Source organism: Paenibacillus sp. sgz302191 (genome assembly GCF_057749925.1).
Genome location: NZ_JBYLHY010000010.1, coordinates 140,682 through 163,267, shown reverse-complemented (window position 1 = coordinate 163,267; position 22,586 = coordinate 140,682). Strand labels below are relative to the sequence as shown.

The following is a 22,586-nucleotide window of genomic DNA, read 5'->3' as shown; positions in this document are numbered from 1 at the left end:
TGCCGAGCCTCATATTAATTTGATATTGATAATCATTATCATGTATAATGGTGCCAACAAATGCTGTGAATATTTTGGAAACGATAACTATTCTTTAGGAGGCAGCGGCATGACACAGGCGTTGGAGCTTTACGATATAACGATTATTGGCGGGGGGCCGGCCGGGCTGTATGCGGCTTTCTACAGCGGCATGCGCGATATGAAAACGAAGCTGATCGAGGCGAAGGAGGAACTGGGCGGCCGGTTGAGAATTTATCCGGAGAAAATGATTTGGGATGTCGGAGGCGTCACGCCGATTCGCTGCGAGCATCTCATTCAGCAGATCATCCAACAGGCGCATACGTTTGATCCGACGATCGTATTAGGCCAGCAGATCAGCGGACTGGAGCGGTTGGAGGATGGCACGATGGTACTTACGGCGGAAACGGGGGAGCGGCACCATACAAGGACTATTATTCTTGCATTGGGATACGGCGTGTTGAAGATGACGAAGCTGGAGATCGAAGGAGCCGACCGCTATGAAGTAACCAATCTGCATTATACCGTGCAGGAACTGGAAGGCTTCCGCAGCAAGCGGGTGCTCATTTCCGGCGGCGGCGATTCCGCAGTCGATTGGGCCAACGAGCTGGAGCCTATTGCGGCAAGCGTAACCGTGGTGCACCGGCGCGACCGTTTTGGCGGACATGAGAAAAATGTGAAGCGAATGCAAGAATCGTCGGTCGATGTCCGCACGCCGTATGCCGTGATGCAACTGCATGGCGCAGGGGAAGCGATCGAAGCGGTAACGGTCGCCCTCGTAGATCCGGACGGCAGCTTGACAGACCAAACGGAGCGGCTGGAGGTAGATGCCGTAATCGTAAATCACGGGCTGCGCGGTGATTTCGGTTCAATTGTCGACTGGGGAATGGATATGGGGCAGTGGAATATCAATGTGAACGAAAAGCTCGCGACCAATTTGGCGGGCATTTTTGTGGCGGGAGATTCGGCGAATCACCCGAGCAAGGTGAATCTGATTGCCGGAGCGTTCACCGATGCAGCGTTGGCGGTCAACAGCGCCAAGCTGTACTTGGAACCGGAAGCGCCGAAAGCGGCATACGTTTCCTCGCATAATGCCAAGTTCAAGGAAAAGAACAAGGCGCTTGGCGTAGTGGAAGAGGAGGCGTGAGGCGGAGGGCAGCGAGGTAGCGACCAAGATTGCGTTTTGAATAGGATGCATGTTCGGCTCATGCGTATAAAAGAACTGCGGCTCAAAAAAAGGGGACGTTATGAAACGAACGGCGCTTTTTTTGGTTCCGGGGCTTTTTGGATCGATGAGCGATGTCATTATTCCGGGAACCGAGGATTGGAGTTTTGGCATGGCCGGAGCCGTATACGAGCCGTTTGTTCTCCTTTTGGAAAGCTTGGGTTACCGGCGAAATGTAAATTTGTTTATTGCTTTTTATGATTGGAAGCGGCGAATCCCGTATTCTGCGCATGCTTGATTGCCGGCATCGGCCAAAGCACGATTCAATATCTCCGCCGGGCGGATTCGCATCCGTCAGCGACAGCAGGGGCGGGAGAGAGGTTGGAGACGGTTGACAGCAGCGCCGGAGACGGCAATGTGATGGTGGAAAGTGTTTTTCTTTTGGAAGGAGATCCGTATAGGCCGAACTTCATATTTTCAAGGCGCTGCAGCCGGCGATACACCCTTGGCTCAGCCATAAACAACCGCGTGACGCTCGGGTTTCCGGGTGTTTTTTTGTTTTTTTCGGGTGCGAAAGCGGTATCTAGCCTGAAACCGTTTTGCATTATATTATAGATATTGTTCTCTGCTGCATCATCGCCAGATCAAGCTGCTTGGCACGATGCAGAGGACGGAAGACGTTCCCTCATTTTTATGCAATGGAGGCTTTTGTTGTGAATAACGTTGTCTCGGAGTGGGCCGAGTCCCACTTTCCATTATATACGGCTGACAGCATCCATTCGCTGTACAGCACCACGAAATTGCCGGAGTACAGGATTCATGAGCGTTTAACGGTGCTGATTGCGATTGCCGGCGGCAAGGGCACCCTTCGGATCGACGAAGATCAAGTTTACGAGCTTATGGAAGGAAGTGTCATCCTGCTCCCGGCGCTTAGCGATGCAACTATCGTAGCGAATGTTTTACAGCCGCTTCATGCTTACAAGCTTACAATCAGCACCCGGGAGCAGGCGATGCCGCTGCCTGAAGGCGCAATGATGCGGAAAAGCGAGGTGGTCGCAAGCTCCAATATTCAGTTGTTCCCTTATGAACCTGAGATTGTGGCTAATGTGGAGGAGCTGTATATCCACCGGTTACCCGCCAGCGAAGTCCGCCATGTGCGCAATCAAATTATGTTCCACCAAATCATTCTTCAACTGCTGGAGCGGCAGGAGGCCAAGTACGCAGCTAGTGAGCAGCCGTCCATGAAGCGCAGCATCGCTTATTTGGAAAACCATTTTAGCGAAAAAATTACCCGCGAGCAGTTGGCCGCAATGGCAGGCATAAGCCGATCTCACTATTCCATCCTGTTTAAGCAGCTTACCGGCTTTTCTCCCAACGAATACTTGTCCCGACTGCGCGTTCACCGGGCAAAGGAGCTATTGATCGGCGGCTCGGGCACGCTTAGGGAGATTGCGCTAAAGGTGGGCTATAAGGATGAATTTTATCTCAGCCGCCGTTTTAAGCAGCAGACGGGAGCGGCGCCTTCCGGCTACAACCGCGGATCGTTCCAGCGCGTGGCCGTATTGCTTGCGCCTTACGCCAGTCATCTGCAGCTGCTTGGCTTGGAACCGGCCGTCATCATTTCGGAAAGCAGCGAGTATGTGAATATTGACGGTCTGCAGCCGTCGCAAACGATCATGTTTGTCAATACGAACTGCTCTGCCGAGCAGGTGAATTCGGTATTGCTCGAGACCGACATCGAGCTGATTATTGCGGCAAAAGAGCATTTGCAGGAATACGGGCTGAATCCCGGACAATTGCGGGCCGCAGCGCCTATCGTGGAAGTTTCATGGATGGAAATGGGATGGAAAGAGCACCTGCGTCTTATCGCCCAGGCTATTCAGAGAAGCGATCGGGCAGAGCGGTGGTTGGCCGTTTTTGAACAGGAAGAGCAGGCGGCCCGTTCATTGGTGCAGCAAAGCGCAGCCGCTAATGAAATCGTAACGATTTTCGTTATTAAGCCGGAAGAACTGCTCGTATATGGAGCGCGCAATGTCGGATACGTGATGTATCAATCGCTTGGGCTGCGGCCTCCGGCAAAGATCGGGCAGAACATGGACAAGTTCGGAGATCGATTTCATTCCGTTTGCATCGAATTATCCGAGCTTGCAGATTATGCAGGGGCTCGCTTGCTGGTTGTTGTATTTCCCGATGACAAAGGCTCCACGGCCCATTCCGAAACGGTATTCCAGTCCCGTGAGTGGAACAGCCTTCCCGCCGTACAGCGGAACTGCGTGCATCTGCTTGATCTGGATGAATGGGTCCCTTACAACCCGATCTCGATTCGATTGCAGGTTCAACGCGCAGTAGCTTTATTTACCGGTAACCATTAGTCCAAGCTAATTTTCAAACAAAAAGGCATGGTTCGGCGCATAACGTATCCATATAATAGGGTATGTAATTGAGAATGATTTTCATAATCGAATCGCAGCATAGCTTTTGGAAAGGGAGAGAGTCATTTTATGAAAAAGCTTTTTATTCCGCTTGCACTTTTTGGTCTGATTGTATTGAGTGCTTGCGGTGGAAATCAAGCGGGCGAAGCCGCTAACGGCAAAAGTTCGCCGTCCCCCGCGCCTTCCGCGAAATCGGAATCCGGCAAATTTACGTATCAATCGGAGAACGGGCCGGTGGAGGTTCCGTCCAATCCCAAGCGCGTCGTTGTGCTTACCCGGTTTTTAACGGGCAACGTTATGGCGCTCGGCGTGCCTCTGGTCGGAGCAGACGAAATGTCCAAGACCAACCCGAATTTTGAAGAGAAGCTGAAAAATGTCCAGGCGGTTACGGACGAAAGCGTCGAGAAGATCATCGAGCTGGAGCCGGATCTCATTATCGGGCATTCGGACATTAAAAACATCGATAAGTTCAAAAAAATCGCCCCCACGGTTACTTATACTTACGGAAAAGTCGATTACTTGACCCAGCAGCTGGAAATCGGCAAATTGTTGAACAAAGAAAAGGAAGCGCAAGCCTGGGTCGACGATTTCAAAGCGCGGACCAAACAGGCCGGTGAAGAGATCAAGGCGAAGCTCGGCGCAGATGCGACGGTCTCGGTCATCGAGACGTTCAATAAGCAGCTCTACGTCTATGGCGATAATTTTGGCCGCGGCACCGAAATTTTGTATCAGGCATTCGGGCTCCGCATGCCCGAGAAAGTCAAGGAAGCGACGAAAAAAGACGGTTATTTTGCCGTATCGACGGAAGTGCTGAAAGATTACATGGGCGATTACGTTATTTTCAGCAAAAACGCGGACGAGGACAATTCGTTCCAAAATACCGAAACATACAAAAACATTGCCGCAGTCAAAAATCAACGCGTCTACGAGGCTAATGCCAAAGCATTCTACTTTAACGATCCGCTCAGCATGGAATACCAATTGCAATTTTTCATTAAAAGCTTTCTCGGCCGTTAGATGAGAGTCCGATGAAGAATAAACGACATTCCGTACCTTTTTTCTATAAAATCTTTGGCAGCGCGTTGGCGCTTGTTGTATGTTTCGTCATCTCCATGATATTCGGCGCAGCGGAAACGACGTTCCGCGACCTGTGGCTTGCCCTGACCTCCGGCGTGAAGGACGAAAATATCCTTATCCTGCGCGAAATTCGGCTGCCCCGCGAGCTGGCCGCGATTCTGATCGGTGCTGCTTTTGCCGTGTCCGGCGCCATCATGCAGGGGGTCACCCGCAATCCGCTGGCCGACCCGGGCCTGCTCGGCCTGACTTCCGGCGCCAACATGGCGCTCGCGCTCGCTTTTGCATTCATCCCGGGGCTGAATTACTTCGGCATCATGGTGGCCTGCTTCCTCGGCGCCGCTCTGGGAGCGGCTTTGGTCCTCGTCCTCGGCTCGATGCGCCGGGGCAGGCTGTCCCCGATCCGTATCGTGCTGGCCGGCGCCGCCGTTTCCTCATTTCTGTACGCGATCTCGGAGGGCGTCAGCATCATTTTCAAAATTTCCAAAGACGTGTCCATGTGGACTGCCGGGGGGCTGATCGGAACGACATGGGGACAGCTTCAGGCGATTGCTCCGGTGATCCTCCTTGGCATTGCGATAGCTCTGATTCTGTCCAACCAAGTGAGCATTCTCAGCCTCAGCGACGAGGTAGCGACCGGACTGGGGCAAAAGCTGGTGCGGATCAAAGCCATCCTGTTCATCCTTGTCGTCGTGCTTACCGGCGCAGCGGTTGCGCTCGTCGGGAACATGGCTTTCGTAGGGCTGATGATTCCGCACATCGTCCGCAAAATAGTTGGCACGGATTACCGGTACATCCTGCCTTTCTCGGTTTTTGCCGGCGCCACATTCATGCTGCTGGCGGATACGCTGGGCCGCACGATTCATCCGCCTTACGAGACGCCGTTGGCGGCCATCGTGGCTATGCTGGGCTTGCCGTTCTTCCTGTTCGTCGTGCGTAGAGGGGGGAAAGCTCTGTCATGACTTTGTCCGCTCTCATTCGAAAACAACGCCTGATTCTGCTCGCCGGTTCAGTGCTAATCGTTCTGACCGCTATAGTCAGCATGGGCGTGGGATATTCCTCGCTGTCATTTGACAGGCTGATTCCTGTTTTGTTCGGCCACGGCACCTTCAAGGAACAATTCGTTCTGTTTTCCGTCCGGCTGCCGCGGATTTTGATCACGCTGTTGGCGGGCATGGCGCTTGCGTTGTCCGGCTCCATTTTGCAAAGCGTCACCCGCAACGACCTGGCCGACCCGGGCATCATCGGCATCAATTCCGGCGCAGGCGTGGCGGTTGCCGTCTTCTTCCTGTTTTTCCCGATCGACGTCGGGACGTTCGTCTATGTGCTGCCGCTGGCCGCCTTTATCGGCTCGTTGGTTACGGCTGCCCTCATCTATCTGTTCTCGTACAGCCGAACGCGCGGACTTGATCCAATCCGGCTCGTGCTGGTCGGGGTCGGTTTCTCCCTCGCTCTGTCGGGGATCATGATCGTGATCATTTCCTCGGCGGAACGCTCGAAGGTCGATTTCATCGCAAAATGGATTGCGGGCAATATTTGGGGGACGGACTGGCCGTTCATTTGGGCTTTGCTTCCGTGGCTGATCCTGCTTATACCGTTCACCTTGTTCAAGTCGCTTCGGCTCAATCTTCTTGGTTTGAGCGAAGTGTCGGCGATAGGCATCGGTCTCAAGCTTGAACGGGAGCGCATCGTCCTCATTTTGACCGCTGTCGCCGCGGCCGCCTCTGCGGTATCCGTCACGGGAGGCATCGCGTTCATCGGGCTGATGGGCCCGCACATTGCCAAGGCACTGGTCGGCCCGCGCAATCAGCTGTTCATTCCTGTCGCCATTCTGCTCGGCGGATGGCTGCTGTTAACCGCTGACACGGTCGGCCGCAATCTCGTCGATCCCGACGGTATTCCCGCGGGCATCATGGTGTCGCTGATCGGTGTGCCGTATTTCGCTTATTTGCTGCTCAGAAAATAGCCGCAGGAGTCATGGAACAAGGGAATTCAGGTCGTTCAAGCGAATAAGTTATCTGAAAAACCTGCAAAACGGGAGGCGGCTTATGATGAGATTGAAATGCGCAATTTTGGACGATTACCAGCATGTCGCCATGCGTATGGCTGACTGGTCGGCGATTGCCGACAAGGTGGAAGTTGTGCCGATTCACGATCATATCGAAGGTGAAGATAACATTGCACGTGCGATATGCGATTGCGATATCGTTGTTATCATGCGGGAACGCACGCCGTTTCGCGCGTCGCTGTTTGAACGCTTGGATCGTCTGAAGCTGCTGATTACGTCCGGGATGCGCAACGCCTCTATCGATTTGGCCGCCGCTGCAGCCCACGGAGTTACGGTCTGCGGAACGGCAGGCCATTCCGAGCCGCCGACGGAGTTGGCCTGGGCTTTGATTCTAGGTTTGGCGCGCGGCATCGTGCCCGAAAACCGTTCATTTACAAATAACGGACCTTGGCAGACAACCGTCGGCGCAGACCTTCATGGAAGTACGCTGGGGCTTCTCGGACTCGGCAAAATCGGCGTCAAAATGGCACATATCGGACAGGCTTTCGGGATGAAAGTAGCGGCTTGGAGCGAAAATTTGACCCAAGAGAGAGCGGATGCTGCTGGCGTTTATTTGGCCGGTTCCAAAGAAGAACTGCTTGAAATGAGCGATTTCGTTTCCGTTCATCTTGTGCTCAGCGAGCGGACCAAAGGTTTAATCGGCACCAAAGAGCTGCAGCTTATGCGCCCGACTTCCTACCTCATCAATACGTCGCGTGCGCAAATCGTAGATCGGGAGGCTCTTATTGCGGCGCTTCAAAACAAGCGGATAGCGGGAGCGGGTATCGACGTATTCGAAATCGAGCCATTGCCGGAAGATGACATATTGCGGACTTTACCGAACTTGCTTGCAGTGCCGCATCTGGGGTACGTAACACAAAGAAATTACCGGACCTACTTCAGCGAGGCCGTACAAAATATTCAAGCGTTCATCGAAGGTTCCCCGATCCGCAAGCTTTCTTCCTAAACCAAAGGGGCGAAAACTGAGGCGCGAATAGCGGCCAAAAACACAAAAAAAAGCTCTCAGGATCGATAGATCCCGGGGCTTATTTTTTCATTTACCATGCGAGTATGCCGGAGATGCTGTGTCTCATTGCCAAATTAGGAATCGTAGCTCAGCTCCATTTTGCGTGTAAGGGAGGGCGTGCGGCCTTTGTATTTTTTGTACATTTTCGTAAAATAGTTAGGGTTGCAGCAGCCGACTCTTTCTGCGACTTCGGTGACTGAAAGGTCGCCGGAGCAAAGAAGGCGTTCCGCTTCATTCATGCGCTGCTGATTGACGTAGTCGATAAAAGTGCGCCCCGTTGCATTTTTGAACATTTTGCAAAAGTGGTAAGGGTTCAGATTAACGAGCCGGGCTGCATCGTTCACGGACAATTTGTCCGCGTAATGCTCCTCGACGTGAAGAATGAGATGCTTGAACCGGTCCATGCTCTTGCTGCCGGCGGCGGTCCCTCCCAGCCCTTTTTCGGGCAAGAAGGCGCGTGACAGCAGTGTGAATAGCAAATATAACTGCGATTTCATGACTAACTCATAACCGGGAGAACGGCGTTCGAATTCTTCGATCAGTTGGAGAATCAGCTTGCGATAAGGGGCGTTTGCTTCATTCCGGCCGTCGAACTTGACCGGGAAGCGAAGCCGTCCCTCCAAATATGGCGCCATATATCGCTCGTGCGCCTGGTCAAAGGAGAGGCCGGCGAGCAGCGAGCGGTTGAAGACGATCGCCAAGTACTCGACCTCGTCTTCACAAACCGCATAACCGACATGCAGCGCGCCAGACGGAACGATCAGCAGATCGCCGGGTTCGATTTCGTGCGGCTGGCTGTCGATGTGAAAGGCTGCCCGGCCCTGCACGAGGTAAATAAGTTCAAAATGATCGTGCCAATGCAGATAGAGGGCGCAGCGCCCCTTCGGGCCGGCCGGTATGATGTTCCGGAAAACGTTCAGCGGATAGTCGCCGACGGTCAGCCAGGTATCCTCTTTAAGCTCGTTAGGATGCGTCACAACCGAGCCTCCTTTCTCGCAAGATCGGACTAGAAAAACACAAGATTGTATAGAGATAATCAGAACAAACCTGACTATAATTGGGGTATTCACCTTCATTATAGCTTAAAATAGGAGTGATTGAGGACAAATGAGCAAATATAAGGTAGCTGTCGTCGGCTGCGGAGGGATGGCCCGTACTTGGGTCGAATACGCGATTGAACGCGAGGATGCGGAGATCGTTGCATTTGTCGATATTAAGCTGGAATTTGCGCAAGCCATGGCGGATCGTTACGGCTTGACCACAGCCGGGATTTATACCGATCTCAAACAGGCAATCACGGAAACCGGCGCTAACGTCGTGTTTGATGTGACGATTCCGGCCAGCCATTTTAACGTTTGCAGCACGGCCCTTCAGTTGGGGAGCCACGTATTCGGCGAGAAGCCGCTCGCGGCGACAATGCCCGATGCGTTGGAATTGATCCGCATTGCCGAACGTACGGGCAAGTCTTTCGCCGTCATGCAAAATCGGCGGTATGACGCGAACATCCGTGCATTGCGCGACTTGATCGGGAACGGAACGATAGGCCGCCTCGGTTATATCGGCGCGGATTTTTTCATCGGCGCCCACTTTGGCGGTTTTCGCGATGAGATGGCAAGTCCGCTTATTTTGGATATGGCTATCCATACGTTCGATCAAGCGCGTTTCATCTCGGGGGCGGACCCGGTTTCCGTATACTGCCACGAATTCAATCCGCCGGGTTCATGGTATGAGGGCAGTGCGGCTGCGATCTGTATTTTCGAAATGTCGGACGGCTCGGTATTCTGCTACCGGGGCTCGTGGTGTGCGGAAGGCGCAAACACTTCCTGGGAATCGTCCTGGCGGGTAACCGGGGAAAAGGGAACCGCGATCTGGGACGGCCGCAATGCGCCTTACGCCGAGGTCGTCATCCCGGGCGCAGGCGATCAAGCCGGCAAGTTCATACGCGACACGGAGACGGTGCAGGCTTCGTTCCGCTGGGACGGCCGCTTGGGCCACCACGGCTGTCTCGACGAAATGTTCGCTGCCGTCGAAGAAGGCAGACGCGCAGAAACCGACTGCCGCGACAACGTCAAGAGCATCGCCATGGTGCTCGGCGCCATAGAAAGCGCAAAAACCGGGCGAAAGATCGACCTGAGCACTTATTATTGAGAGTTGTCGCCGGTGGAGAGCAGCGGAACGATCAGGAACCGGGAAGCAGCGGACACGCAGCTACTCCCCGACCGCTCGATGGGCCGCCCCGAAAAGCAGTTCAACCTGCTCCCGGGGCGGCCTTGTTTATATAAGTGGGGCCCCACACGCCAGAGCCGATAGGTCGGCCGCCCGGCGGTCGTGCAGCGCAACACCGCGCGCTGGGAGTGGTGCGTGGTGCGCCCAATCAGCCTGGTTGCGCGAAGAAAACCTGCAAAAGTGCAGTTTTTGCTCGATGGATACGCTGGCCACGGCAAATTCCTGCAATTGTGCAGGCTTTTCGCCGCGAACAGGGGCTTGGATTCATTTTCAGCGAAAATTCCTGCACAATTGCAGGCTTTTCGCCAAAATGAGCCATTTCAAAGGAAAAAACCTGCACTTTCGCAGGCTTTTCCCTTTGGCCTGCCGCCAAGCCGCCTCATATACGGCGGCGCAGCTCGCGCCGGAGGAGACACGCGTTGAGAAAGAGAGGTTAAGCCCCAAATGAGGCGCCCATCTGACGTCACTTTCTCTAAAGTCTGATTTTGCGCGTTTCTGCGCGTTAGTCGCCTAAGACGCGCTTCACAGCACTAAGTGGACTGGAACCGGCTGGCGTATTCCGGTGCGTTTGATTTTCAAGATAAGTGCCTGTGATGCCTTGACAAGCAAGCGTTAACAAAGTGAGGACATATGTCCTTTCTCAATGGCCTTGATCTGTCATTTAATTAAGTACAGACAGAAATTGAGGGGAGAGGCCATGAAAGGGAGTTTATTTGCGTTATTAGGAGGGGTGTTTCTTACCCTTCAAGGAGCAGCCAATGCCCGGATTAGCCAAGATATAGGCACATGGCAAACGGCGGCGATAACCCAGTTGACGGGATTTGTGACGGCTCTGCTTATTTTGCTGTTCGTCCGCGACGGCAAATGGCAAGGATTCAAGCAGGTGAAGCCGTTATATTTATGCGGCGGCGCTTTTGCGGCTGTCATCATTTTCACCAACGTCACGGCTATTCATCAGATCGGCATCACCCTTTCGGTATCGGCTCTGCTGATTGCCCAACTGGGCCTGACTTTTATTATCGATATTAACGGATGGTTCGGCGTCGCGAAGCAGAAGATGAGGCTGCCGCAATTTATCGGCATCGGGTTGATGATAGCCGGTGTGGTTATATTAAAATTTTGATAGTATAAGCATATCGGAATGCTGCAGGTAAAAAAGCGGAGGGAACCCGAACAATGAAAGAAATCCATGATCGCGAGAAGTTGGATCATTATTTGCGAGCGCATCAATTGGAATCGATATTTAACGAGCAATTTACGCCGCATTTGTCGCTTTACTGCTACGACCAAGGGGAATTAATCTGCTCTCAAGGGGAATCCGCCCAATTTTTGTACGTGCTTGTTAAGGGAAAGCTTAAAATTTCTACGACCTCGGCGGAAGGCAAAACGCTGATTCTTTCTTTTATAAAACCACTCGATCTGATCGGGGATGTTGAATATGTGCAAGGCGCAAATATTCTCAATACGGTCGAGGCTGTATCGCCTGTTTGCATGATCGGGGTTCATCATCGCTGGTTGAATAAATACGGCAAAGAGCACTCACCTCTGCTGCAATTTTTGCTGAAAATTATTGCACGGAAGTTTTATATGAAATCCGTTTCGTTAAGCTTCAATTTGATGTATCCGGTGGAGGTGCGATTGGCAAGTTATTTGTTGTCTGTCTCATTTGACGACTCCGATACGTTATTTAAAGGGCAGCTAAGTACAGCGAGCTTGCCGGATGCGGCGAATTTAATCGGCACCAGCTACAGACATCTGAACCGGGTCATCCGGCAGTTTTGTACGGAAGGTTTGGTTGAACGCAGCAAAGGATTTATCCTTGTTAAAGACAGAGATGGGTTGAGGGCGCTGGCAAACCGAAATATTTACGAATAATTTTGCAGCATTGGTTTCGTCACAAATGAATCCCGAAGGAGAGTCGGTTATGACGCTAGGACTGTCATTGGCGCTTATTGCAGGTTCGCTGGTCAGTTTGCAAAATGTTTTCAACAGCAGGGTAAATGAACGCGCGGGATCGTGGGCAACCACTGCGCTGGTATTAGGCATGGGATTCGTCGCTTCACTGACACTGGGTCTGATTTTTGAAGGGAGGCACATGTTTATTTTGCAGCATATGCAGCCCTGGTACTGGTTCAGCGGTTTGGTCGGAGTCGGGGTTGTAACCTGCCTGGTGCAGGCCATAAGGCGGCTCGGCCCTACGTATGCCATTTCGATCGTACTGGCAGCGCAGCTCGGATTTGCGCTGTTGTGGGACACACTGGGATGGTTCGGTCTGGATAAAGTCCCTTTTACTGCCAACAAGTTGATCGGAGTGCTGGTTATTATTGGCGGTATTTTTGTATTTAAAATGGGCGGGGTACGCAAGCGCGGGTAAAGGCAGTCAGATGCTGCGCCGTCGATATTCGAACCCGCGACCACTAGGTTTGGACTACCTGCATGTAATCGATCACAATTTAGAGACACTCAGTTCTTATTTAACTGATCGAGCACTTCTTGCGTAATATCATATTCCCAACGACTAAATTTCGAAAGATAAGAAATGGTCTTCGTTTCCCCTGCTCCTTCGATAGCGTAATCAAGGGAAGCAGGTACTTTGATCAAAAGCGCATATTTTCCTGGTTCAACAATGTTCCCTTGATTATCTTTAAAATCCCATGAGGGAACATTGGCGGTGAACCAAGAACTTGCCGGCACCTTGCCTTGTAAAGGGGGCACTTTGTAATCAAACAAAACGGTATCACCTCCCGCATCCACTTTAACGATCTCATATTCGATTTGAAGTGGTTGAATATGGATTGCTTTCTTCATGGAGTTTTTGAATTGAATGAGGGGTTTAATGGATTTAGCGTTGTAGTCAATATCTGCTTTTCCAAATGATACTCCCGCGTCTTCTGCAAGGATTCCATCTTTGAACCCGTTCGTCTGAGTTAAAGTCCACGTATTCTCACTCTTCTTCCCATCCAGAATTCCGATAAATTGGATATCTATTTGATTGTCGCCATTCGTCGCAGATGATGGTGCCTGATAATCAACCTTTGCACCCAAGGATTCAGCAAACAAACGCAATGGAATATAGGTCTTGTTATTGTAATTTATTACTTGATTTTCTCCGCTCACATCCAAAACATGAGGTTCTCCGTTCACATGAAATGTTATCTTGCTGGGAAACAAATATGCTTGGATACTTTGTGATGCAAAAACTGCTGTGCAAGATGATATACCGATGCCTAAAAATAAGCCAGTAACAAATTTTTTCATAAGAATCCCCTTTTTAAATTTCAGTGATGCATGTATAGACTTAGTTTTGTCAATTTTGTTGCACGAGTGGATTTATCGCGAAACCAAGGGAAAATTACACAGGAATAAAGGAATTTTGTAATTATAGGTCGAAATTACTTTTTTATTGGGTATATTTCCCTTTATGTAACAGTTTATATGGTTCTAAAATACTAAAAAAGGATGGCGAAGCATGAGCAATCAAAATGGCAAAGATGTCTTTTTTCGTATTCATAGCAATTATAAATATATGAATCAAATGATGGTTGAGGAAATGGATATTGCTTCCTGCCACCCGGGATTAACGGGCAACCATCGGGAGGAAATGTGGCTGAAATTTTTCAGAGGTATTTTGCCTCAGAAGTTTTCATTGGCACAAGGGGTTATGATCATTGACTCCTATAACAACGTATCCAGAGAAGTGGATATCGCCGTTTACGACGAGCAATACACGCCTTACGTTTTCCAGTATAACACGTTGAAGTTTGTTCCCATTGAAGCGGTTGTTATGGTGATTGAGTGCAAAAGTACTGCTCCACAGCCGGAGCAGTTGCGGAAATGGGCTGAAAGCATCGATGGTTTGAAGACAAGGAGTACGGGTGTCGCCAGAATGGCGACGGGTTATACGATTGGGGTTAGCAATACGACACAGAAATGTACGCGGCCCATCAAAATTTTGGCTTGCATGAAAAAAACGGTGCAGGATGCGACACAGGAAAAAATGGCCGATGACTTAGGAGATATTTTTGACTTTATTGTTCATGAGAAACAGGATAGGGAGGCTGCAAATAAGCATTTTGAGGTTGTGATCAAGCATGCAAACAAGTCTCTCGGGTGGTGGGGAAGGCAGCTTAATAACGGCGCAGCGAAAGATGAGGCCGATAAAAATCTGCGTTTGCAGAACTTTACTGTGAAGCCTTCAGAGCAGTCGACGAAACAGTTTGAGAACCCATCAAGGGAGCATTGCCCGGAATTAAGTTTAGACGACAATGGATTTCTGCTAAATAAACTGGAGGACTTGGAAGTGCCCGGCAATCCGCTGTTATCCCTGAACCTGCAGCTGAACCAATTGCTGATGCTTTTAAATAATCCGATGTTATTCCCTCATCTCGCCTATGCCCAAGCGTTCAGAAATATTATCGCAAATGAGTAGGAGCAAGCGAGCGGGCGGCACTGGGTCAACATTTGAAATAGAGAGGGGCAGAACGGATTCCATGTTTACATATGCTTTCATTGATGTCTCGCAGAAGCAGGAGTTTATTTTTCAACATAATAAGCTTAGAGATAATTTATACAATTCGTTTGTTATCAAATCGGTTACTGAAGAAATGGATATGGAGAAGCGGGCTGATTTGGACCTATCTTTATGCGGATACTTGGAGGGCAACCATACGGGCCAGTTTAAATTTGTATATTCAGGCGGGGGAAACAGCATTGTGCGGTTTGATGGCTCCGATCAGGCCAAAGTATTTGTCAGAGGGTATTCTTATGCTGTGTTAGCAGCTTATCCGGACTTGGAATTGTACATCAGTCTGGTCAATGAAGCGGAAGTTACGGGGCTATGTACGGATAGCGAGGACAAGGACAAACGAATTCGAAAGCTGCTGCATCAAAGAGCGGATCAAATAAAGGACAAGCGCCGCTCCAGATTCAGGCGATGGACGTACGGGGTGGAGTTAATCAATGAAACAGGCCGAGCCGCGCGGATCGAAAAGAGGGGAGAGCGAAAGTATGACCTGTCCAGAAAACATTTGATCGAAAAGTTGGAGTCTGGACTTGAGGGAACCCCTATTGAAGTCACGATAGAATTGCAGGATTACAAGAAGGATAATGATGGAAAAAGCTACATCGGCGTTATTGTCATTGATGGTAACAAAATGGGTGAGATGGTTAACCGGATTTTGAGTTTTGGTCAGCTTCGGGGGTTTAGCGAGAAGATTGAACAGATTTATTGGGAAGCCGTAGTAGAGGCTCTCCGAGCATGTGCCGGAACAATGAAAAGCGATCATCTCGAAACCGGTCAAAGAGATCCCATATACGTGACCCCAATTGTCATGGCGGGGGACGATATTTGCTTGATTATAGAGGCGGAGTATGCGCTCTCCACCGCAGCGAATATCATTAAACAGATTCAAAAGATATCGGCCCGTGAAACCGGGCGGAACGATGGAATCGGTGAGATTTTTAAGGAAGAGCACTTGACCGCCTGCGCAGGAGTGGCGATTGTGAGATACACGTATCCGTTTTTTGAAGCCGTAAAAGTAGCCGAATCGCTCTGCCATCATGCCAAGGAATCGATCTATGCTGTAGAGAGCGGGCGTGCCGCCAACGCTTCCTTTATAGACTGGGACATCGTACAGGGACAGACGACGATTGCTCATACATATGAGGATTACGTGAAGCATAAGGACGATCGGGAGATTTTTCACATTAAGCCTCTGCGAGTGGATCAGATCGCTCCTGTCCAAGACGGTATATACAGCTTTGATTCCTTTATGGAGATGGTCAACCAAATTAGAGCAAAAACAATCAGCAACTCGACATTGGAAAAAGTCAAGAAACATATGTACGGGGGCTGGGAATCCTACAAGCTGTTTTTTGAAACGAATAAGGCAAGCGGCAAAGACCTGATTAAACTCGTGGAAGGTATATACTCCGAATATGCTGAATGCGATAGTGCGGCGATCAAAAAGGAGAGCGGTTCCGCAGTATCCTATACCTACGTTTTAAATGATGTATTGGATGCCTTGGCGTTTATTAACAAACAGGAGGGACAAACGGATGCAGCCGGAACGGAATTACAAAATAGAAGTGAAAATTTGCAGCGAAGCGATATACAGCAGCGGTGAAAAGGAGCGCAATCTGGTTCAGTCAAAAGTATTGACAGACCGTTATGGGCTTGTTTATTTTCACGCTAAAACATTCAAAGGCCAGCTTAAACGGCAGGCGTTCTGGTTGTTGGAGCAATACAAGAGTTTCGATCTGCAGAGGGCGCAAACTTTCCTGCACTCTATTGTGCGTCTATTCGGTATCAATAATCAAGAGTTAGAGGGCGCTGCTTCCTGCCTTCAGCATAAGCAAGTACAGGAAACGGGCATCATGCGGCTCAGCCATCTTGAGCTGGATGAGCAGGTTCGAACGTATTTTATCGCCTTGCAAGCGGAGAGCGAGCGGGACGGATACTATCAAATTTCCCCGCACGATCTTATTGAAGCGCAGACCCAGATTCGTACCGGAATCCAACTGGAAGAGGGCGTTGTCAAAAATAAAATGATGACGACTTATCATACTGTGAAAGATGGCCTTTTGTTCCACTCTACGCTCACTTTCGACTCTGACCCTGGTATGTATATAGCGGATTTGCAGCGTATCGTCTGCTCTTTACGCCGAATAGGCGCTGGCATTCATCGGGGCCGGGGTGAAGTGGAGGCACATTTGCTGGTAGATGGGCGGAAGCCGGACATCCCCAAGCATTTCGATAAAGAAGGTGAGCAGAGTGTATCATTATAGAGTTATTGAAATAACCAATATGGAGCCCGTAAAAATCGGCGCCGGCGGCAGCAAAGCCAATACGGAGCCTTCCAAGGACTATATCCCGGGTTCGGCGATCAGGGGAGCCGTAATCGGTTTACTAAATCGATTGAAAATTTTCAACGACGAAACAGGACCGGCTATTTTATTGAAGATGGAATGTTACAACGCTTATCCATATCGAGATAGCTGTTTGTATATGCCGACTCCGGCACATTTGCGGGTGGATAAACATAAATGGCGTGAGATCAAGATGAAGGGGGGTACTGAAGAAGCGAGAATTGAAATGACTAATTTGCTGGACGGTTACTCGAACCGAACCGATGATGCCGCCAAGAATGCTTTGGAATACCGTTTTGTAGCGATTAAGGATGACCGCTTGAGAGGAACCAAGGTAGCAAAAGAGTATCGGCTGCATCATAGCGCAAAGCGAGGGAACGAAGAAGTTCGCAAGGAAAATCTTTTTAGATACGAGGCGATTGCCGCGGGGCAAACGTTTCGCGCTATCATAAAGTTTGACAATTCACTGCGTTCGCTTTTGGAGCCTGTATTCAAAAAAATTGTGCGATTATATGTAGGTGGCTCTAAAGGCTCAGGATATGGGTTGTGCGAAATCAAGCCCAAAGGTGAACTGCTGGTCAGCTATCAGGAAGCTAAGCGTCTTGCGGGTATATCGGGAGAAATAGACTCGCAGCAAGGCAATACGCTGACGATCACTTGTTTGTCTGATTGTTTGCTGCGCGATGAGTACGGACAACCAATCAATCATATACCGGCAAGGTGCATTGAAGAAATTACGGGACATTCCGTCTTATCTGAACCCGAAACCTGCGTGCAGATCGTTCAGACGGGGCGAACGGAAGGCTACAATGCCACTTGGCAAGCCAGGTATCCGAAGGAAACTACGCTAAAAGCGGGGTCTGTTCTGCAGTACACCTTGGCTGAGGAACTCGATGAGGATAGACTGAGGCAAATGGCGGAAGCTTTGGAAAGTCGCTTGATCGGACAACGCACACAAGATGGCTATGGTTGGATTGGCGTGAATATCCGCTATCCGAAAAAGCTGCTTTTGAAAGAAGGCCAGACGCAGCAGCAGAAGGAACAGCAGGGCGACTCGGCAGTAACGGATGCAGGGTTGGAACGTCTGCTGGAAGAAGCATCGGCAAACCCGTCTATGTCGATCATTTTATCAGGGTTGGAGCAGGCCAGATGGCGTTGGCTGCAAATGATTTGTGTCAAATCGCAATTCGATAGTGCGGAAAAGCTGCCAAGTGAAGAAAGTATCCTAATTTCGAATGGCCTTAAGAAGAATCATCTCATGAGGATGAAAGAAAGATTGGAGGCATATCTGGAGAGCCTGAATAACGGGGGCGCTATTCATAACCCCGGTCAGCCTGTTCGCTATTATGAGAATGACAATCAGCTTTGCTCGATTGCCAAACTTAATTTTTCGGAAATTTTGAACTATTTGCAGGAGAAAAAGGCTGGTTCTGCAGAGCCTCTGGATCGTTATGCCGAAAATATGCTGAATAGCAAAAATGGTAAATTCTTTTATTCCCGGTCCATTCACCCCAAGAAGCAATTTATTGCTGAGTTGCTTCGCACCGGTCTGGATATTCAGCAAAGGAGGATAAACGAATGAACCAAACGGTTATCTATTATTTTACGCTTAAGGCTTCTACGCCTCTGTATTTTGGAGGAGGTAAGTTGGAGAAGCCAGGCGATCCGAACAAACTGATTCGAAATTCCGCAGGACAGCCCTTTGTACCCGGAAATTCGATCGGAGGGGCGTTAAGGGAGCATTTGAACCAAATAGGGGTGTCCAAGGACATCATTCGGTCATATATGGGAGGAATTGGGGAAAACGGCAAAGGTGAATTCGTGGAAAGCAAAATATTTATTAGCGATGGCAAAATAACTGGAGGCAATCATGTAGAGGCAGCAAGCCTTATAGTCGAAAAAGAGGGTACTGCAATTGACCGCGCCTACGGGACGGCAGCCCATCATCACAAATATACATTTGAATATTTGCCGGCAGGCACGGAGCTTGCTTTTCAAGTTGAATGCGATCTTGAAGAACAAACCGTGCCGGAGTTCGAGAAATGGATCGCTTCCTGGGCGCGAGGCTTGGCTGAACATCATTTGCTGCTAGGCGGGAAGAAAAGCAACGGATTTGGGCAATTTGAGCTGAAGGATTTGAAAAGGTCTGTTTTTTCTTTTGACTGCACCGAGGCGCTGGATGAGTTCATTTTTGAGCGGTCCATGCGCGAGCCGGAACCCTTTGCCTGGGAAGACGTGGAATTGGAAGAGCGGGAAAAGGGCGCTGTATTTACTTTTTCAATGACAGGCTCATTTCCGTATGGTGTGTATCAGGCATTCGATATCAAACATTCGCAAGAACTGATTATAGATTTGGAAAAGATGCCATTGACCGGCTTGCAGCAAAGCCGGAGCGGGGCTTATTATCTACCGTCCACGAGTGTGAAAGGTGTCGTTAGAAGTGAAGTGGAACAACTGATCAGGCGAATGATTGGGGAAACAAGCGATGGCGCAGCGGTCGAACGAAAATGCGAAGAGCTGTTCGGGAGTACGGGACGAATCGGGAAGCTTGTTTTCACGGACGTGGAATTGAACAATGCCAGCCCTGTTCAAATTAAGAGATACGATAATAATGAGGGCAAGTGGGTTTCGGGCGAACCTGTATACATCAAGATCGACCGGCTGACCGGCGGCGCCTACAATTCGGCCTTGAAGCGCCAACAAGAAATTCAGGGAACGGCCGGCATCCGGTTCCAATTGCACACCGAGCGAGAGGACGCAAGCGAAAATCCGTATATGTTCCCGCTTGTTTATGTGCTGCGCAGAATAGGAGCGGGAATCGTTCCGCTGGGAGGCAGAACGGTCATTGGTTTGGGGCAATTTGCCGCAGAACAAGTGGCCGTTGAGGTGGGCGGTATTGTCAGCGAAGTTTCTACCGATGAAATCCTGTCGGGGGAAAGCCGGGCTTGGCTTGAGTCATGCTTTGAATCGTTTAAAAGGTGGTGCAGCGATGCCGATGCGTAAAGTTTTTGATCTCGTACAGGCGGATATTGAGAATTATGATTTTATAGCGCATTTGCTTGACCGTGTGCTGATAGGCCGCGTAAACGAACCGTCGCATGACGATTTGCTCGAAGCCTTTTACCAGAACCGCATTCTGGAAGTGCATCTTTTTAATACGCAAAAAGAATTGTTTGCTTCGCTTGATCAGGGTGTACTTGTCGCCTATGCCCCGCTGGAACATTGCGAGGGCGAGGGCATTACGCGTACTTATCAGTTGGAGGAGATGTGGTCGAGTGTCTATAAAGCTCTTGAAGTAAAAGAATATATCGATTATGACGAGCATCATCTTGCTTATGTGAATAAAACCGTTTTGTACAAATTGCAACGGAAGGGGAATGCGAATGGCTGAGAACAGAAATAACAAGCGCAACGGTCGGGGTGGAAAAGGCGGTGGCGCTAGCAATCAAAATGCCGAATACGTTACATTGCCGTATGATTTTGTGCCTTTTGCCAAGGATTGCGAGTACCCATATACGCTGGAAACTGTGCCAAAGCATAATGATCAAGCGAATTTAAGTGGGGTTATCACTTACCAAATTACGCCCTGCTCCGATTTGGCCATTGAATGGAGGGAGAAACAGGGGGGAGGGCATTATGCAAGCGGCAGCCTGATTAGAGGGAAAATAAGGGCAAATGCCGAAATTTTAAGCAATAGCTATCCCGATTTTATCCATCGCGGCCAAATGCTGTACCGGGACTTGGCGAGCAATCAAAAAGTTAATTACCGCAATGCTTTGAAGTTGAAGGATGGCATAGAGCGTTCGATTCGCGCAGGCTATTTAAGAAAAATTAATAATGAATATGTTGTCATTCCTGCTAAAGAAATTGAGCCAGGCAAATATTTCGTTTCCGTGAAAGAGCATAGGCTGGTGAAGATGGGACTGAGCAGCAGAAATCGTTTATATAATTGGCATGATCAAAATAAACAGTCGGAATTCAATAAGCTCCAGCAGGAGATTGAAGCCGCAACCGCCAAAATTAAATGGCTACGCGAACAATATAAAGAAGATTTAGCTGGCATAGAGGGGGAAATGTCCAATATTTTTAAAACATATAGTTTTAATCAATGCTTTAGAAATTTAAGCGGGATGAGCAAGAATAATAGAGCACAACTTCTTCATAAGAAATATGAACAGTTGCTGGGTGAACTCAAAGTTCTATCTTCAGGCAGCCCAAAGCTGTATGAGCTTTACGAGTTAACCGCTAAAAGATGGAAGTTGAAAGCGGAAATCGATATCAAATACAATACGGAATTAGAGGGGAATCTTGATTTTATCCCATACCAGAAAATGGGTTTCTTCAAACGCAATGCCAATAACGGTATCGAATACATTTCATTCGCTCCAAGCAGCGATAAGGCTTCAGAACATACTCCTGAAAAATGCTATATATTTAACTCGACGAATGCCAGTTCGAAGCGCAGTCATTATGTTGTGTTGGAGCCTGTCGAAGATAAGACGAAAAAATACTTGGTGCCTCAGCCCTTAATCGACGGATATAACCACTATATGAAAAAATTTCGTACGCCTGGGGTGCCTGAAGAGGACCGGATAAAAGATTTTTATAATATATTCGATGAAGATAATTTCGAAAAGCTTAAAGAAGAACAGGGAGACCATGGACTCATTGTTTTTTTTAAATTGTTGGAGGAGGGTAAGCAGGGATCTGACCAAACACAAATAAAGTACATCGGCCGTACGCCGTATTTTAAAATTCCATACAAACATCAATTAAGCGAGCTCCTTCCGAAAAAGGAAGCTAATAAGGTCGATTATGCAAATGCTTTATTCGGTTTTGCTGCAGATGATGTACAAAGCGACATAAAGGCTTACAAATCCAGGCTGCGATTTAGCCCTGTCGATATTATCGGCAAACTGGATGAGTCCAGCGTTGAAGAAGCGGCTTTTCTGCTGCCCACCCCATCTGCGTCAGCAAGCGCCATGTACCTGCAGCAACAAATTGGGAAGGATTTGCAGAGCTATGCACAGCCTCCTAAGCCCGATTTAAATGGCCGGAAGTATTATCATGTACTGCCTGAAAAGCTCAGGTTCCCTGTAATGTCCAATGAGGCCGATAATGCTGATAGTAAGAAAGAGAACAAAGAGAACAAAGAGAACAAAGCGAACGAAAATATGTTAAGCCGTAAAAAGATTATTCTGTACCATGAAGACAAAAGCAAAAATGTTGTTCTGAAAGGCAAGATTTATTTCAAAAATGTGACGAAAGAAGAACTGGGACTGCTGCTCCTTAGCCTGGATTGGAAGGAACTGCAAAAATCAAGCGCATATAACCTGCACATAGCCCAGCATAAAGACAAGCTGCAACATGCTTATGAGCTAATTGGCGGCGCAAAGCCATACGGGTACGGAAAAGTTAAAATCGCGATTGAAAGTCTTCAATTCGAAGAGCAGGGAAATAGTTTTGAATCGCTGATTTTGCAAACGATGAAAACGGAGGAGCAGCGGCATGCATATATCGATGATTTCATCGGTGTAATGGGCGGACAGGCTTATTTTGAAAAAACCTCTTTTAAACATTATATCCGGAGCAAGCTAGAATTTGCCGGACAGGAGTCTCCCATACATAAGAACTGGGTAAATCTGGGGAAGGGAACGGGTGCTAAGGTTGGATACCCCAAGAACTGGCGTCTAAAGCCGAAGCAGTGATTGAACAGCAATCATTTCACAC

20 protein-coding genes and 1 pseudogene are annotated in these 22,586 nt (G+C 49.2%); 19 read left to right on the top strand and 2 right to left on the bottom strand.

Annotated features, from left to right (window positions below; all coding sequences use genetic code 11):
* Positions 1-109 precede the first annotated feature (109 nt).
* The 7 genes and pseudogenes from AC3G2T_RS16730 to AC3G2T_RS16700 all read left to right on the top strand — a co-directional run bounded on the left by AC3G2T_RS16730 (position 110) and on the right by AC3G2T_RS16700 (position 7,703).
* On the top strand, positions 110-1,165 hold the full coding sequence (locus AC3G2T_RS16730; RefSeq protein ID WP_488436230.1) for an NAD(P)/FAD-dependent oxidoreductase: 1,056 nt from the start codon (positions 110-112) through the stop codon (positions 1,163-1,165).
* A gap of 100 nt (positions 1,166-1,265) precedes the next feature.
* Positions 1,266-1,469: pseudogene (locus AC3G2T_RS16725) on the top strand (acetyltransferase); the annotation flags it as partial.
* A gap of 427 nt (positions 1,470-1,896) precedes the next feature.
* Positions 1,897-3,555, top strand: a complete 1,659-nt coding sequence (locus AC3G2T_RS16720; RefSeq protein ID WP_488436229.1) for a helix-turn-helix domain-containing protein — start codon at positions 1,897-1,899, stop codon at positions 3,553-3,555.
* Between the two features lie 129 nt (positions 3,556-3,684).
* Entirely contained in the window at positions 3,685-4,632 is a 948-nt protein-coding gene (locus tag AC3G2T_RS16715; protein ID WP_488436228.1) for an iron-hydroxamate ABC transporter substrate-binding protein, read from the top strand.
* 11 nt (positions 4,633-4,643) lie between these two features.
* Entirely contained in the window at positions 4,644-5,651 is a 1,008-nt protein-coding gene (locus tag AC3G2T_RS16710; protein ID WP_488436227.1) for a FecCD family ABC transporter permease, read from the top strand.
* Positions 5,648-6,655 carry a FecCD family ABC transporter permease gene (locus AC3G2T_RS16705; RefSeq protein ID WP_474681908.1) on the top strand — a complete coding sequence of 336 codons (1,008 nt, stop codon included), beginning with the start codon at positions 5,648-5,650 and terminating at the stop codon, positions 6,653-6,655. The genes AC3G2T_RS16710 and AC3G2T_RS16705 overlap by 4 nt, the downstream gene beginning before the upstream one ends.
* An 82-nt stretch (positions 6,656-6,737) precedes the next feature.
* Positions 6,738-7,703 carry a D-2-hydroxyacid dehydrogenase family protein gene (locus tag AC3G2T_RS16700; RefSeq protein ID WP_488436226.1) on the top strand — a complete coding sequence of 322 codons (966 nt, stop codon included), beginning with the start codon at positions 6,738-6,740 and terminating at the stop codon, positions 7,701-7,703.
* Positions 7,704-7,837: 134 nt separating this feature from the next.
* Here AC3G2T_RS16700 and AC3G2T_RS16695 read toward each other — a convergent pair whose 3' ends face one another.
* Entirely contained in the window at positions 7,838-8,740 is a 903-nt protein-coding gene (locus tag AC3G2T_RS16695) for a helix-turn-helix transcriptional regulator (RefSeq protein ID WP_488436225.1), read from the bottom strand.
* 130 nt (positions 8,741-8,870) lie between these two features.
* On the opposite strand from AC3G2T_RS16695, the gene AC3G2T_RS16690 reads away from it, so the two are divergent.
* The 5 genes from AC3G2T_RS16690 to AC3G2T_RS16670 all read left to right on the top strand — a co-directional run bounded on the left by AC3G2T_RS16690 (position 8,871) and on the right by AC3G2T_RS16670 (position 12,363).
* The gene (locus tag AC3G2T_RS16690) at positions 8,871-9,911 is read left to right on the top strand and encodes a Gfo/Idh/MocA family protein (protein ID WP_488436224.1); all 1,041 of its coding nucleotides are present in this window, start codon (positions 8,871-8,873) and stop codon (positions 9,909-9,911) included.
* A 213-nt stretch (positions 9,912-10,124) separates the two neighbouring features.
* On the top strand, positions 10,125-10,412 hold the full coding sequence (locus tag AC3G2T_RS16685; protein ID WP_488436223.1) for a hypothetical protein: 288 nt from the start codon (positions 10,125-10,127) through the stop codon (positions 10,410-10,412).
* Positions 10,413-10,686: 274 nt separating this feature from the next.
* Positions 10,687-11,112 (top strand): DMT family transporter, encoded by a 426-nt coding sequence (locus AC3G2T_RS16680; RefSeq protein WP_474681903.1) that lies wholly within the window; start codon positions 10,687-10,689, stop codon positions 11,110-11,112.
* 53 nt (positions 11,113-11,165) lie between these two features.
* The gene (locus AC3G2T_RS16675) at positions 11,166-11,864 is read left to right on the top strand and encodes a Crp/Fnr family transcriptional regulator (RefSeq protein WP_488436222.1); all 699 of its coding nucleotides are present in this window, start codon (positions 11,166-11,168) and stop codon (positions 11,862-11,864) included.
* A gap of 49 nt (positions 11,865-11,913) precedes the next feature.
* On the top strand, positions 11,914-12,363 hold the full coding sequence (locus tag AC3G2T_RS16670) for a DMT family transporter (RefSeq protein ID WP_474681901.1): 450 nt from the start codon (positions 11,914-11,916) through the stop codon (positions 12,361-12,363).
* A gap of 89 nt (positions 12,364-12,452) precedes the next feature.
* Here the strand turns inward: AC3G2T_RS16670 and AC3G2T_RS16665 are convergent, their stop codons facing one another.
* Positions 12,453-13,247, bottom strand: a complete 795-nt coding sequence (locus AC3G2T_RS16665) for a stalk domain-containing protein (RefSeq protein WP_488436221.1) — start codon at positions 13,245-13,247, stop codon at positions 12,453-12,455.
* A gap of 211 nt (positions 13,248-13,458) precedes the next feature.
* Between AC3G2T_RS16665 and AC3G2T_RS16660 the strand changes: the two genes are divergently transcribed.
* The 7 genes from AC3G2T_RS16660 (at position 13,459) to AC3G2T_RS16630 (ending at position 22,564) form a co-directional block, all read left to right on the top strand.
* A complete protein-coding gene (locus AC3G2T_RS16660; protein ID WP_488436220.1) occupies positions 13,459-14,418 on the top strand; it encodes a DUF6602 domain-containing protein in 960 nt (319 codons plus the stop codon).
* Positions 14,419-14,479: 61 nt separating this feature from the next.
* On the top strand, positions 14,480-16,114 hold the full coding sequence (locus tag AC3G2T_RS16655) for a Cas10/Cmr2 second palm domain-containing protein (RefSeq protein ID WP_488436219.1): 1,635 nt from the start codon (positions 14,480-14,482) through the stop codon (positions 16,112-16,114).
* Positions 16,047-16,775 carry a hypothetical protein gene (locus AC3G2T_RS16650; RefSeq protein WP_488436218.1) on the top strand — a complete coding sequence of 243 codons (729 nt, stop codon included), beginning with the start codon at positions 16,047-16,049 and terminating at the stop codon, positions 16,773-16,775. The genes AC3G2T_RS16655 and AC3G2T_RS16650 overlap by 68 nt, the downstream gene beginning before the upstream one ends.
* Positions 16,776-16,794: 19 nt before the next feature.
* Positions 16,795-18,438, top strand: a complete 1,644-nt coding sequence (locus AC3G2T_RS16645) for an RAMP superfamily CRISPR-associated protein (RefSeq protein WP_488436217.1) — start codon at positions 16,795-16,797, stop codon at positions 18,436-18,438.
* Positions 18,435-19,859 carry an RAMP superfamily CRISPR-associated protein gene (locus AC3G2T_RS16640; protein ID WP_488436216.1) on the top strand — a complete coding sequence of 475 codons (1,425 nt, stop codon included), beginning with the start codon at positions 18,435-18,437 and terminating at the stop codon, positions 19,857-19,859. Before AC3G2T_RS16645 ends, AC3G2T_RS16640 begins: the two co-directional genes overlap by 4 nt.
* Positions 19,846-20,247: a hypothetical protein gene (locus AC3G2T_RS16635; protein ID WP_488436215.1), complete on the top strand. Its 402-nt coding sequence runs from the start codon at positions 19,846-19,848 to the stop codon at positions 20,245-20,247. Before AC3G2T_RS16640 ends, AC3G2T_RS16635 begins: the two co-directional genes overlap by 14 nt.
* Positions 20,240-22,564 (top strand): hypothetical protein, encoded by a 2,325-nt coding sequence (locus AC3G2T_RS16630; RefSeq protein WP_488436214.1) that lies wholly within the window; start codon positions 20,240-20,242, stop codon positions 22,562-22,564. Before AC3G2T_RS16635 ends, AC3G2T_RS16630 begins: the two co-directional genes overlap by 8 nt.
* Positions 22,565-22,586 lie beyond the last annotated feature (22 nt).

Bases quoted from the DNA above. Each gene is read 5' to 3' on its own strand.
- AC3G2T_RS16700 (WP_488436226.1), top strand. From the start codon at position 6,738: ATGATGAGATTGAAATGCGCAATTTTGGACGATTACCAGCATGTCGCC.
- AC3G2T_RS16655 (WP_488436219.1), top strand. From the start codon at position 14,480: ATGTTTACATATGCTTTCATTGATGTCTCGCAGAAGCAGGAGTTTATT.
- AC3G2T_RS16635 (WP_488436215.1), top strand. From the start codon at position 19,846: ATGCCGATGCGTAAAGTTTTTGATCTCGTACAGGCGGATATTGAGAAT.
- AC3G2T_RS16710 (WP_488436227.1), top strand. From the start codon at position 4,644: ATGAAGAATAAACGACATTCCGTACCTTTTTTCTATAAAATCTTTGGC.
- AC3G2T_RS16715 (WP_488436228.1), top strand. From the start codon at position 3,685: ATGAAAAAGCTTTTTATTCCGCTTGCACTTTTTGGTCTGATTGTATTG.
- AC3G2T_RS16665 (WP_488436221.1), bottom strand. From the start codon at position 13,247: ATGAAAAAATTTGTTACTGGCTTATTTTTAGGCATCGGTATATCATCT.
- AC3G2T_RS16645 (WP_488436217.1), top strand. From the start codon at position 16,795: ATGGAGCCCGTAAAAATCGGCGCCGGCGGCAGCAAAGCCAATACGGAG.
- AC3G2T_RS16670 (WP_474681901.1), top strand. From the start codon at position 11,914: ATGACGCTAGGACTGTCATTGGCGCTTATTGCAGGTTCGCTGGTCAGT.
- AC3G2T_RS16680 (WP_474681903.1), top strand. From the start codon at position 10,687: ATGAAAGGGAGTTTATTTGCGTTATTAGGAGGGGTGTTTCTTACCCTT.
- AC3G2T_RS16640 (WP_488436216.1), top strand. From the start codon at position 18,435: ATGAACCAAACGGTTATCTATTATTTTACGCTTAAGGCTTCTACGCCT.
- AC3G2T_RS16690 (WP_488436224.1), top strand. From the start codon at position 8,871: ATGAGCAAATATAAGGTAGCTGTCGTCGGCTGCGGAGGGATGGCCCGT.
- AC3G2T_RS16730 (WP_488436230.1), top strand. From the start codon at position 110: ATGACACAGGCGTTGGAGCTTTACGATATAACGATTATTGGCGGGGGG.
- AC3G2T_RS16675 (WP_488436222.1), top strand. From the start codon at position 11,166: ATGAAAGAAATCCATGATCGCGAGAAGTTGGATCATTATTTGCGAGCG.
- AC3G2T_RS16650 (WP_488436218.1), top strand. From the start codon at position 16,047: ATGCAGCCGGAACGGAATTACAAAATAGAAGTGAAAATTTGCAGCGAA.
- AC3G2T_RS16705 (WP_474681908.1), top strand. From the start codon at position 5,648: ATGACTTTGTCCGCTCTCATTCGAAAACAACGCCTGATTCTGCTCGCC.
- AC3G2T_RS16630 (WP_488436214.1), top strand. From the start codon at position 20,240: ATGGCTGAGAACAGAAATAACAAGCGCAACGGTCGGGGTGGAAAAGGC.
- AC3G2T_RS16660 (WP_488436220.1), top strand. From the start codon at position 13,459: ATGAGCAATCAAAATGGCAAAGATGTCTTTTTTCGTATTCATAGCAAT.